The following is an 11514-nucleotide window of genomic DNA, read 5'->3' as shown; positions in this document are numbered from 1 at the left end:
GGCAGAGGTGGAAGTGTGGTAACACATGGAGCTGACTGTTACTAATCGGGTGAGGGCTTGACCAAGAAACGCAGGTTAAGAATTGATTCAAGAGTTTGATTAACGATCAACAAGCATGTATGTAGTTTTGAGAGTACAATGTAAAAGAATTTGTGGCCAACAGCCACTTTTTCTTGTATATAGGGGATTGGTCAAATGGTATGATAGGGGTCTCCAAAACCTTTGGTGGGAGTTCGATTCTCTCATCCCCTGCTATTTAAAAGTCGGAAAATCTTGAAAATCAAGGTTTTCCGGCTTTTTCTTTTAATGTATAGTAATTAATATCTCTTTATGCTATATTAATGGTAATTATATTTATGCATGAAACTAAGGAGAAAAAGGAGAATGAAAAAAATTATAATTGCATTTTTAAGCATTGCATTAGTGATTTCACTTAGTTTTAATATAATATTAATACGAAAAAGCAAAATAAATATTAATTCTAATGAGGATAATAATTTAAAAATATCTAAAGATACTTCTAATAATAAGGTAACATTTCCGCAGGAATTGATTGGAACATGGAGCGCAACGGCAAATAGAATTGTACAGATTTTGGATGATGGTACAGTATATTGGATGTATATTCCGGATAGTACACCGGGAGAAGTATATAGTGGAATGATAGGCGTTGTTGACGGAAATAGCTTTATTTTTTCAAAAGAATATGATATTTGGAAATGTACAAATGGACACTATAAGCATTTATCTGATATTCCAGAAAGTGAACTCAAAGATGTTAGTATACTTTATAATATTACAATGTATGGTACCAATGGTTTTTCAGCTCAAAATGTAAATCTAAGTGAATTACCATGGTCATTTGTTAAACAAGAATAAATTGTTGCTAATATTATATAATGGATTAATTTTTTCACCTGCTGAGATAAAAGATGAGGAGTTTGACAAGTTCCAGTCACTCGAACTCAAAGCAGCTCGAGTCATCAACTCCATAACCGGATTAAACCTACGATTTCCAGAAACAGAAAGGAGTGTTGATATGTGTCAGGCTGTACAGGAAATGTGTGATGATGCAAGAGCAGAGGGCAGAACACAGGGGTTTACAGAGGGTGAAAGTATTGGGCTTCAGAAACAGGCGCTGCTTACCGCACAGAAAATGCTCAAAGACAGCAGATTTACACTGGAAGATATCTCTAATTTTTCCGGATTGCCGCTGGATGAGGTAAAGAAATTACAAATGAAATAACATTCTTAGAATTATGTAAACAAAACCAGGGGATTGCCAATCGGCAATCCCCTGAATCATTACTATATATATTATGCTTCTGTCTCAGCTTCAGCGTCCTCATCCTCTTCCGGAGCTGCCTCATACTCACCGATATGAACAACAACTGCATCCTCAGGTGTAATGAAGTGAACGTGTTTGCCTTCCGGAATCGGGAGGTCTTTTACATGAATATCACGGACATCTGCTGGATAGCCGTTAAAGTCAATCACGATGGTATCCAGAAGGTTGGCCGGATCTGCTTTGTAGTGGATCTCTTCCATCTCCTGCTCAACGATACCCTGAACCATGTCGGTGTGCTCCAGTTTGACAGCGACTGTTGTGGAAACCTTCTCACCGGCTACCAGTGCCTGGAAATCCAGAGCCATCAGCTGTTTTTCAATTGGATTATAGTCAATGTTCTTTACCAGGGCATCAACTTTTTCGCCTTCGATGTCCAGGTAAATCTGTGTACCTTCTTTATTTGCTTTAATGAATTTGGCTGCCTCGGCACCGTCAAACTGAAGTGCTACAGGCTCTTTCATTTCTTTTCCACTAAGAATTCCTGTGACGTAACCCTCACGTCTTAATTTTTTAGCTTTTACATTCGGGTTTCTTTTCTCTGCTTTCAATGTGATCATGTCAAATTCCTCCTCCTGATGCATGGATTCCGGTAATGTTGCTGTTCGCGCTGTTCGCAGTAACACGAATTCTGCATTTCTTTTCTGACTGGGATTATTATAGCACTTCTCGGACGAGGTGGCTAACAAAAAGTTTGAAAATTTAAGAGAAATATTTTGTATTGTTTGACTTGTATACAGAAATTCAAGGGTAAAATTAGACAAAAACAAAGGAGGAAATCAACTGTTTACAGAAAAAATTATGGTTTGATGGTTTTGGTTAAAATCCACTTTGTTGACAGAACAGAAATAATTCGGTAAGTCTGTAATAATATCAGAGTCAGCAGGATATTTACAATTTTCGCAGGGAATTTATTCGAATTAGGGAAGTTCTCTGTTTCAATTGCGAAAAGCAGCAAACAGAGGATAGGAATTTGTCTGTATCCCTCTGATTGAAGAAAGGAAGAAAAGTATGAAGAAAAGAGGCAAACTGCAGGTTTCCATATCTTGTCTGCTGTCAGCGGCGCTTCTGACTACAACACCGTTTATGACAGGAGCAGCTGTTTACGGACAGGGGATGGAAGAGGAATTTGTATCAGATCTGGTGGCGGGTAGCGGTCAGGATGAAAATGATTTTTCTGACAGTAGTATAACGACGAATATAACAGATACTTCCGGAGGTGTTCAAACGGCTGAGAACAATTCAGAAATCAACAGATCAGAATATCTGTCCAATGAAAAAGCCGACGAAAAAACGGATGAAGCAAAATCAGACGACATAAGTATAAGTGATATACAGGGAGAATCAGATACCGATCCAAGGAACGAAGGAGCTATTGAAGAGGATTCAACTGAAGCAGACTCAAATAAAGCAGATTCAAATAAATCGGCTTCAAATGGAGTGGCTGAAGCAGACTCTATTTCTATAGAAGAAATACCGGAAGAACAGTCTGACACCCTGAGCATGGAACCTGAATCCGAAGATATGGAAATAACGACAGAAGCAGAGAACCTGGACAGTGGAGAAGCCGTCGCTGCTTATGGAAGCATCAGCAATTCCGGTGTCTGCGGGAGCAACACCCGCTGGACGTGGAAAAACGGTACACTTACAATATCCGGAACAGGCTCTGTAAAAGGAGATCCCGACCATCCGGTCCATCAGATAGATTCCAATGGTAATGAGACAGAAACCGGCTGGTATAGCTGGGGCTTTGCCGGATCTGAGGATGGCACCAAGGTGTATTCCATTTCAAACGATACCACATCTATTATAATAGAGGAAGGCGTTACCAGTCTGGCAGATGGAGTCTTTATCAGTTTTGATGCGCTTACAAGTGTATCTATGCCCAGCAGTCTCCGAAGTATTGGAAATTATGCTTTTTCCGATTGCATAGCACTTCCATCTGTGACAATACCGGAAGGTGTTACAGAGATTGGAGAGAGTGCTTTTTTCGGTATGGATAATCTCTCATTTGTAAAGATTCCAGGAACGGTTAAAACCATAGGGAAAAATGCTTTTCGAACTGCCGGGCGTAAAATTCCAAAACTTACGGTTACCATGGGAAAAGGAATTACAACCATAGGGGCTAATGCATTTACAGCGACTAATATTTATGAGTTAAATATTCCGGACAGTGTAAAAACAATTGGCGAGGGTGCTTTTTACAGCTGCAGCAAATTACAAAAAGTTACAATGGGAGACAGCGTGACAAAAATCGGTGCACATGCTTTTGCGTGGTGTGAAGAACTGACCAGTATCAGACTTTCTAACAATATTACAGAAATTCCGGAATCAATGCTGTATGTCTGCTCGAAGATCACAAAGGTTACGTTGCCGGCAAAGATCAAATCTATTGGAAAAGCTGCTTTTTGTCATTGTGAGAATCTTACAGAAATTACGATACCTTCAGGAGTCACAGAGATTGGGCCAACGGCTTTTGCTTCCACCAAGATCAGATCGGTAGTAATTCCTGATGGAGTGAAAGTGATCGCAGAAGGGGCGTTTGATTTTTGTGAAGAACTGGAGAAGGTCACATTTCCGGCAGGAATCACCGATATAAAAGCAGCAGCATTCGAAGGCTGTAAAAAAATAAAACATGTTTATTACAGCGGTACTCCGAAAAAATGGGCAGCAGTTAAGATATATGGCTGGAATGATCCTATCAGAAGTGACTCGTTTGGAAGCAGTCTTAAGATGCATTATGTATCCGTCACTATGCCGGTAAGCGGAATCGTTTACAACGGTGCTGCAAAGAAGCCTGCAATCACAGTAAAGGATCCGGCAGGAAAAGTCATTTCTTCCAAATATTACACAGTTACCTGGAAAAATAACAAAAACGTGGGAACTGCCAGCGCAACGGTCACTCTCAAAGGAAAGTACGCAGGTACTGTCACAAAAACATTTAAGATCCTGCCGAAAGCAACTGCTCTCAGCGGAGTATCTGCATTATCCAAAGGTTTCAGGGTCAACTGGAGAGCCCAGACATCCCAGACCACTGGATATCAGGTGCAGTATTATGTAAATAAAAATTTTAAAAATCCTGTAACAAAAACAGTTGCTTCTTATAAAACAAGAACATTAACGGTAAAGAAGTTAGGAGCAGGAAAGAGATACTATGTGAGGATCCGTACATACAGGACTGTAGGTGGAAAGAAATACTATTCTGCATGGAGCACGGCAAAAACAGTTACGACCAGAAAATAAATTAACTGAAGCGAGGAAGTCTTCCGCAGGGGTGCCAAAGCAATAAGTACTGGGTGGGGACTTGCTTGTATCAGGAGGAGTACAGCTCTTACTGATAAACTGCGAAGCAGTTATTTGGTTATGAGCAAGTAGCGAAGCGGATACTTTTATCCGCTTGACCCGAATTAAGGAAGTTTCCTGCGGGGTATAAAACATAACACAGCCCTTCGGCGTTTGCAGAATCATGCAGCCCGGAGGGCTTTTTTCGGGCAGAATGACAGAATTTCGCTGCATTATACAATAACGATAAAACAGAAAAATAATCCTCAGGGATCGCACAGAATCCAGAGGCCATTTAACACAAATCCACAGAATCCACAAAATAACTTTACATACAATTCACAAAGCTTTATCTCAACCACGATATCTGAACAGCCGGAAAAGTTCTATACTACAAACCATGCGAGCGAGAGAAGAGAAAGGAGATAAGTAATGTCAGAAATTGCATTTAGGATAAAAAGCGGGAATCCTCGGCAATTCAATTACCGAGATGAAAGCGTAAACTGTGCATATCTGCACTCATTATAAACAGAAATAACAAAACGGTTTTCGTTCAATTTTCTCCTATAAAAGCTTTCTATAAAAAGCTGTATCCAGCATTATAAAAAGAAAGTATGTTCGATATTTTGTTGCAGGATTTTCGATATCATGGTATACTATATGCATGAAAGAAAATCTTATACATTACCGCACTTGTGTGTGCAATATTAATTACCATATGGTATGGTCGGTAAAATACCGGCGGAAGATATTAAATGCGGAGGTCGAGGCATATCTGCAGGAACTGGTGCAGGAGATTGCAGAGGATAAGGGCTTTACGGTCCATCTGTTTGAATGTGGGGAAGGAGACCATGTACACTGTTTTGTGTCAGCCCCTCCGAAATTATCCATAACTGCGATCGTGAAATACCTGAAGGGGATCTCCGGCAGGAAACTTTTCGAACGTTTTCCGGAAATAAGAAACCAGCTTTGGAAAGGGGAGCTGTGGAACCATTCCTATTATGTGGAAACGGTCGGATCTGTATCGGAAGAAAATATCCGCAGGTATATCGAACATCAGAGCAAAGCTTACTGATACGATGGAGGAGAGGAAATGCTGCTGTCAAAGAAAACATCCATAAAGGTCAGCCGGGAATATGCGAACATCATCGGGCATATGTGCTATGCAGCATCCAAGCTCTGGAATGTCTGCAATTACGAGCGTCAGCATTACAAAGAAACTGGGATGGAGCAGTATCCGGACTGGTATTATCAGAAAAAAGCCCATAAAGAGGATCTGTGGTATAAACAGCTCCCGTCCCAGACCGCACAGGAAGTCTGTAAACTGTTGGACAAGGCATGGAAGTCTTTTTATGCCCTGAAAAGATCCGGAGGGATCGAGACTCCCAGACCGCCGCGGTTTAAGCAGAAAAGTATCCCCATTACCTATATGCAGATGGGGATCGCGCATGAAAGGGATACGGGCAGAGTCCGCCTTTCCCTTCCAAAGGCATTAAAAAAATATATGGAAGAAACGTATCAGATCCATGAAAGATTTCTTTACCTTGAAAATAAGATCTTCAGGGACGTGGATCAGATCAAACAGATGCGGATCTATCCGCCGGAGAAAGGAAACTGTAAAATCATAGTTGTTTATGAGGTCCCTGACCAGGAAGAACTTCCACAGAACGGACATGAACTGTCTATTGATCTGGGGCTTCACAACCTTATGACGTGTTATGATTCTGAAAATGGGAAGACGTTTATCCTGGGCAGGAAGTACCTTGCACTGGAAAGATATTTCCATAAAGAGATCGCAAGGGTGCAGGCCCGGTGGTATGGGCAGCAGTCCGGAAAGGGAGTAAAACATCCGGTCACATCAAAACATATCAGGAAATTATATAGGAAAAAACAGGATTCGGTAACAGATTATCTGCACAAAGTCACAAGATATCTTGCAGAATACTGCCGGGAACAGGGGATTACCTGTGTCATTACAGGGGATATCCGGAATATCCGAATGGAAAATGACCTGGGACATCGAACAAACCAGAAGCTCCATAGCCTGCCATATAACCGGATCTACATGATGCTGGAATATAAGCTGAATAGATATGGGATCCGTTTTGTAAAACAAGAGGAAAGCTATACCAGCCAGTGTAGTCCGCTGTCACCGGAAGTGAAAAAGAAATATGCAGAGCCGTCCAACCGGAAACACAGGGGTATGTACAAAGATGATGGCAGGATCTATAATGCAGATGCTGTAGGTGCATATAACATCCTGAGAAAATATCTATCCGTATCCGGAGAGAAAAAGGAACTGTCCGTAACCGAACTAAAAACGCCAGAAATAATAAAAGTAGCTGTATAGCTCTAAAGAGCGAGCAGTAGTGGTGTCATGGACGCACCCTGAAAAGGCGGTATCCCGCCTTAATTCAGATGCTCTGGTAACTCAGTTGCCGAGTAGTTCACAAATGTATGTAAGCAATTTGATTCGGAGCATTGCGGTGTGAAGGATTTTAACCTTGATATACATGATAAAGAGTTTGTGATCTTTGTAGGTCCGTCCGGATGTGGAAAATCCACAACCTTGCGTATCATCGCAGGTCTGGAGGAGATTACAGACGGTGAGCTGTGGATCGACGGTGAGTTTTCCAATTATCTGGAGCCAAAGGAGCGTGGAATGTCCATGGTTTTCCAGAACTATGCTTTATATCCTAATATGACAGTTTACGGAAATATGGCATATGCCCTGAAGATCCGTAAGCTTCCGAAGGATGAGATCGACAGAAAGGTCCGTGAGGTGGCAAAGATCCTGGCGATCGACCAGCTCCACGATTCCTCCGCAGACTATGTAGGCGCTCTGTTAAGTGTATTCCCGGAGGCAAGAGCTACCGTGGAATCCGAGATTGAGAGCATGCTCAACGGAAAAGAGGATGTGGATACAGCTGTGAAAAACATGGCAGACTCCATCAACAAATCCATCGAAGAGTATAATCTGGTGAATGAATAATTCGAAAAGGCGTGGAAACTGAAAAAGAAAAATAAATATATACAGCCAAAAATCCCCGGATAAACTCCAGGGGATTTTTGCTATAGTCACGGAAAAAAACATCCTGACAGGAAAATATCAGGAGAAAAATCAGAGGAATCTCTGGACGTAAGAGTATATATTGGCTATAATGATGAAGTTAATATCTACTCCTCAGGAAGGAAGAAAAATCTGTGAATAGAAGTAAAAGAGAAGATTATAAGAGATTTGTGGTATTTTGTCTGGCAAGTCTGATCGTGATCGCACAGGCAGCGATCTTTGCTTATGTATGGTATGATTTTTACAGTGACCTGATCCTGAAGCCATTCTGGAGAAAAGGTAACTGGGTAATGATACTGATCTATGCGCTGATCTATCTGATGTTTGCCAAGCTTTACGGAGGTCTGAAGGTAGGCTATCTGAAGCGTATCGATGTATTTTATTCATTGACGCTGGCAACGATCTGTACCAATGTTGTGACGTATTTTCAGATCACACTGATCAACAGATGGTTTATGTCGGCCAGACCGGTGATCGAAATGACCGGAGTCCAGCTTGTTGTGACGGTACTGTGGATCTGGGGCTCCAGGTATATTTACTCCAGACTGTACGGAGCCAGAAGGCTGCTGGTGATCTACGGAGACCGTGATCCCGGTGATGTGATCCACAAGATGAACACCCGAAAGGATAAATACGATATCAGCGGTAAGGTTCATATCCGTGAGGGCGAAGAGAAGATCCATGCCATGATGGAAGATTATGAAGGCGTGATCATCTGGGATCTTCCGTCCCAGATCCGAAACAAGTATCTGAAATACTGTTTTTCTCATTCCATCCGCTGCTATATGAGCCCGAAGATTTCCGATATCATCCTGCTTGGAACAGACAGGATCCATCTGTTTGATACGCCGCTTCTGATGTGCAGGAATCAGGGACTTTCCATGGAGCAGCGTGCAGCCAAGAGAGTTCTGGATATCATTGTTTCCGGACTTGGGATCATCGTATCCTCACCCATCATGCTGATCATTGCCATTGCGGTGAAGGCTTATGACGGCGGTCCGGTATTTTATCTCCAGGATCGTCTTACCTATCAGGGAAAGGAATTCCGCATCCGGAAATTCCGAAGCATGTGTGTGGATTCCGAGAAGAACGGAGCACGTCTTGCGTCCAAGCACGATTCCCGTATCACACCGGTAGGACATGTTCTGCGTAACCTGCATCTGGATGAGCTTCCCCAGCTGTTTAACGTGTTTATGGGTGATATGTCTCTTGTAGGTCCACGTCCGGAACGAGATGTGATCATGCAGGAATATGAGCAGGAAATCCCGGAATTCCACTATCGTCTTAAGGTAAAAGCCGGATTGACCGGTTATGCTCAGGTATATGGCAAATATAACACCACACCGTATGATAAGCTGAAGCTGGATCTGTTTTATATTGAAAATTATTCATTCCTTCTGGATATCAAGCTTCTGTTTATGACTGTAAAGATCTTTTTCCAGAAAGAAGTTTCCGAGGGCGTGGATGATAATCAGAAGAACGCTCTTAAGGATTCCGAAGACAAAAAATAAGTAACGAAACGAAATGCGTGTCAGGCTGCGGCAGATCATCCTGACGCGCATTTTGTGGATAGAGAGGACGGAGGTTGTTTTTATGGAAAAGCCGTTGGTTTCCGTAGTGATGCCCGTATATAACGGGGAAAGATATATTGGAAAAGCGATCGAATCAGCACTGGGACAGGAGGTTCCGGTAGAAGTGCTGGTCATTGATGACTGTTCTGCAGACGGCACAGAGCTTGCTGTAATGAAATATATGGACAGCGGAAAGATCCGTTATATCCGAAATGAACAGAATATGGGTGCTGCCCGTTCCAGAAACCGGGGCGTAAAGGAAGCCCGGGGAAAATATATCGCATTTCTGGATGCGGATGACTGGTGGGAAAAGGGCAAGCTGAAAGTCCAGACAGAGGTTATGGAACAGACCGGCTGTGCGATCTGCTCCACCGGAAGAGAGCTGATGACGCCGGATGGGCGCACTACCGGCAAATATATTCCGGTAAAGGAACGGATCACATACAGGGAGCTTCTGAAGCATAACAGCATCAACTGCTCTTCCGTATTGCTGCGAAGAGAAGATGCACTTGCGTTTCCGATGGAGCATGATGACAGCCATGAAGATTACATTACCTGGCTCCGGATCCTGAGAAAGGGAGGATTTGCAGCAGGGATCAACAGACCTTACCTGAAATACCGACTCAGTGAAGGGGGAAAATCCAGAAATAAGCTGAAGTCTGCGGCAATGACTTATCAGGTGTATCGGTATGTAGGATATGGTCCGCTGAAGAGTCTGTTTTTCTTTGTTTCCTATGCGTTCCACGGGATATGGAAATACCGTTGAAAAATTCTGGAAGAGGTGAATAATTCTGACATATATTAATTTTTTATTTCCAAATTCATAAATATATGTTATTATTTATTCATACTTTTATCAAATATTACAAGGTGGAAACAAATGAAACAGAGAACGGATAACCAGGGAGTGCCGTATTCTTACCTGGTCGATAACATTAAAGTAGTACTGATCTTTCTTGTCGTATTTAATCATCTGATCGCATTTCAGCTGGTCAAGGTGGACATGGTGGTGCGTTATGTATGGTATGGGATCACCATTTTTCACATGCCTGCTTTTATTTTTATATCGGGATATCTTTCCAAGAAGCCACAGGATGTACTGAAGAATGTGAAGAATCTGCTGATCCCTTATATTCTTGGATACAGTCTGACCTGGTATGCGTATATCTGGACTGGCAGAAGCATGGATTATGAGCTGCTCCGTCCGTCCGGAACAGTTATGTGGTATGTGCTGGCACTGTTTATCTACAGGCTGACTATCGAAGCACTTGGCAAGATACGTTTTATCGTGCCTCTGAGCATTATTTTTGCATTGTGGGCAGGAACAAGACCGGAATTTACGACCTATCTTTCAAGCTCCAGGATCGTTGTATTTTTTCCGTTTTTTGTGGCAGGCTATCTGTGGAAGAGTGATTACACAGACGTGGTCCGTAAATTCAAGGGTAAATGGATCCTGCTCCTGGTTTCAGCCCTGCTTTTGTATGCAGTTCCGAATTTTATGATCGCCAATGAGATCCCGGTAGATATTTTCCGTGGGAATCATACGTATCAGTTATCGGGAATGGATGATATCACAGGAATGCTGATCCGCCTTCTGATGTATCTGGTATCTTTTGTGCTGGTGCTGACGCTTCTGGCATTGATCCCGGATGTGAAGCTGCCGGTTACCTTTGTTGGAAGAAATACCATGGGGATTTATTTTTTCCATTATCCGATCATGATCGTACTCAACGGCCTGCTTCTTCTCAGCATCCCGCAGATGCTGAATGTCTGGGTGCTTTTCGGAGTATCCTGGGTGCTTGTGCTGATCCTTGGAAGCAAGCCGGTATCTTTCCTCTACGGAGGGGTACTGAACCTGCTTACATTTATTCTGTTCAAACGTGAGAAGCAGGTGCAGGATGAAGGACTTGAGGATGAATATGATGAAGATGACCGTTATGAGATCATACTGAAAAGAAAGAAAGCCATTGAGGAGCTTGCGGCAACTCTGGACGAGGAGGATGCACGTAAGGTGAAGGACGATGTGGCGGCTGTACTGGAACATGAGACAGAAGAGACGGAAGAAATCCGTGACGAGGATTTCTTTGTAGATGAGGATCTTGAGATGGAGGAAGGCATGGATGATGCCGGAGCTCCACAGGAATTTGAGCAGCTCCAGGACCTGGATGATATATTAGAGATCACAGAACCGCAGGGGGGAATGGAAGTGCTTTTGAAAAATAAAGAAGAGAAAGCGCAGGATTAAA

General features: G+C 42.6%; 10 protein-coding genes and 1 tRNA gene. 10 read left to right on the top strand and 1 reads right to left on the bottom strand.

Features of this window, described 5'->3' with window-relative positions; translation table 11 throughout:
* Positions 1–181: 181 nt before the first annotated feature.
* From ACTNDQ_RS05945 to ACTNDQ_RS05935, 3 genes are all read left to right on the top strand, one after another.
* Positions 182–252 (top strand) — tRNA-Trp (locus tag ACTNDQ_RS05945).
* 132 nt (positions 253–384) lie between these two features.
* Positions 385–879 carry a hypothetical protein gene (locus ACTNDQ_RS05940; RefSeq protein WP_441064128.1) on the top strand — a complete coding sequence of 165 codons (495 nt, stop codon included), beginning with the start codon at positions 385–387 and terminating at the stop codon, positions 877–879.
* 160 nt (positions 880–1039) lie between these two features.
* Positions 1040–1246: a hypothetical protein gene (locus ACTNDQ_RS05935; protein WP_417032088.1), complete on the top strand. Its 207-nt coding sequence runs from the start codon at positions 1040–1042 to the stop codon at positions 1244–1246.
* A gap of 71 nt (positions 1247–1317) precedes the next feature.
* Here the strand turns inward: ACTNDQ_RS05935 and ACTNDQ_RS05930 are convergent, their stop codons facing one another.
* The gene (locus ACTNDQ_RS05930) at positions 1318–1905 is read right to left on the bottom strand and encodes a 50S ribosomal protein L25 (RefSeq protein ID WP_342992729.1); all 588 of its coding nucleotides are present in this window, start codon (positions 1903–1905) and stop codon (positions 1318–1320) included.
* 451 nt (positions 1906–2356) lie between these two features.
* Here ACTNDQ_RS05930 and ACTNDQ_RS05925 point away from each other — a divergent pair, with 451 nt between their 5' ends.
* The 7 genes from ACTNDQ_RS05925 (at position 2357) to ACTNDQ_RS05895 (ending at position 11513) form a co-directional block, all read left to right on the top strand.
* Positions 2357–4588, top strand: a complete 2232-nt coding sequence (locus ACTNDQ_RS05925; protein ID WP_441064125.1) for a leucine-rich repeat protein — start codon at positions 2357–2359, stop codon at positions 4586–4588.
* A 703-nt stretch (positions 4589–5291) separates the two neighbouring features.
* Positions 5292–5702 carry an IS200/IS605 family transposase gene (gene tnpA / locus ACTNDQ_RS05920; protein WP_207724697.1) on the top strand — a complete coding sequence of 137 codons (411 nt, stop codon included), beginning with the start codon at positions 5292–5294 and terminating at the stop codon, positions 5700–5702.
* 18 nt (positions 5703–5720) lie between these two features.
* Complete coding sequence (locus ACTNDQ_RS05915) at positions 5721–6977, top strand: RNA-guided endonuclease InsQ/TnpB family protein (protein ID WP_441064123.1); 1257 nt, start codon at positions 5721–5723, stop codon at positions 6975–6977.
* A 138-nt stretch (positions 6978–7115) separates the two neighbouring features.
* Positions 7116–7619, top strand: a complete 504-nt coding sequence (locus ACTNDQ_RS05910; RefSeq protein ID WP_441064121.1) for an ATP-binding cassette domain-containing protein — start codon at positions 7116–7118, stop codon at positions 7617–7619.
* 212 nt (positions 7620–7831) lie between these two features.
* On the top strand, positions 7832–9208 hold the full coding sequence (locus ACTNDQ_RS05905; protein ID WP_021651254.1) for a sugar transferase: 1377 nt from the start codon (positions 7832–7834) through the stop codon (positions 9206–9208).
* A gap of 82 nt (positions 9209–9290) precedes the next feature.
* Positions 9291–10034 carry a glycosyltransferase family 2 protein gene (locus ACTNDQ_RS05900; RefSeq protein ID WP_441064118.1) on the top strand — a complete coding sequence of 248 codons (744 nt, stop codon included), beginning with the start codon at positions 9291–9293 and terminating at the stop codon, positions 10032–10034.
* A gap of 114 nt (positions 10035–10148) precedes the next feature.
* A complete protein-coding gene (locus ACTNDQ_RS05895; protein ID WP_441064116.1) occupies positions 10149–11513 on the top strand; it encodes an acyltransferase family protein in 1365 nt (454 codons plus the stop codon).
* The last annotated feature ends 1 nt before the right edge of the window (position 11514 follow it).

Source organism: Blautia massiliensis (ex Liu et al. 2021), assembly GCF_052064225.1.
Classification (GTDB): domain Bacteria; phylum Bacillota; class Clostridia; order Lachnospirales; family Lachnospiraceae; genus Blautia_A; species Blautia_A fusiformis.
Note: the sequence above shows the minus strand (reverse complement) of the source record. Positions and strands in the feature narration are given on the sequence as shown.

Excerpts from the sequence above, each read along its gene's own strand:
- ACTNDQ_RS05900 (WP_441064118.1), top strand. The coding sequence starts at position 9,291 with ATGGAAAAGCCGTTGGTTTCCGTAGTGATGCCCGTATATAACGGGGAA.
- ACTNDQ_RS05940 (WP_441064128.1), top strand. The coding sequence starts at position 385 with ATGAAAAAAATTATAATTGCATTTTTAAGCATTGCATTAGTGATTTCA.
- ACTNDQ_RS05915 (WP_441064123.1), top strand. The coding sequence starts at position 5,721 with ATGCTGCTGTCAAAGAAAACATCCATAAAGGTCAGCCGGGAATATGCG.
- ACTNDQ_RS05930 (WP_342992729.1), bottom strand. The coding sequence starts at position 1,905 with ATGATCACATTGAAAGCAGAGAAAAGAAACCCGAATGTAAAAGCTAAA.
- ACTNDQ_RS05925 (WP_441064125.1), top strand. The coding sequence starts at position 2,357 with ATGAAGAAAAGAGGCAAACTGCAGGTTTCCATATCTTGTCTGCTGTCA.
- ACTNDQ_RS05935 (WP_417032088.1), top strand. The coding sequence starts at position 1,040 with ATGTGTCAGGCTGTACAGGAAATGTGTGATGATGCAAGAGCAGAGGGC.
- tnpA (WP_207724697.1), top strand. The coding sequence starts at position 5,292 with ATGAAAGAAAATCTTATACATTACCGCACTTGTGTGTGCAATATTAAT.
- ACTNDQ_RS05895 (WP_441064116.1), top strand. The coding sequence starts at position 10,149 with ATGAAACAGAGAACGGATAACCAGGGAGTGCCGTATTCTTACCTGGTC.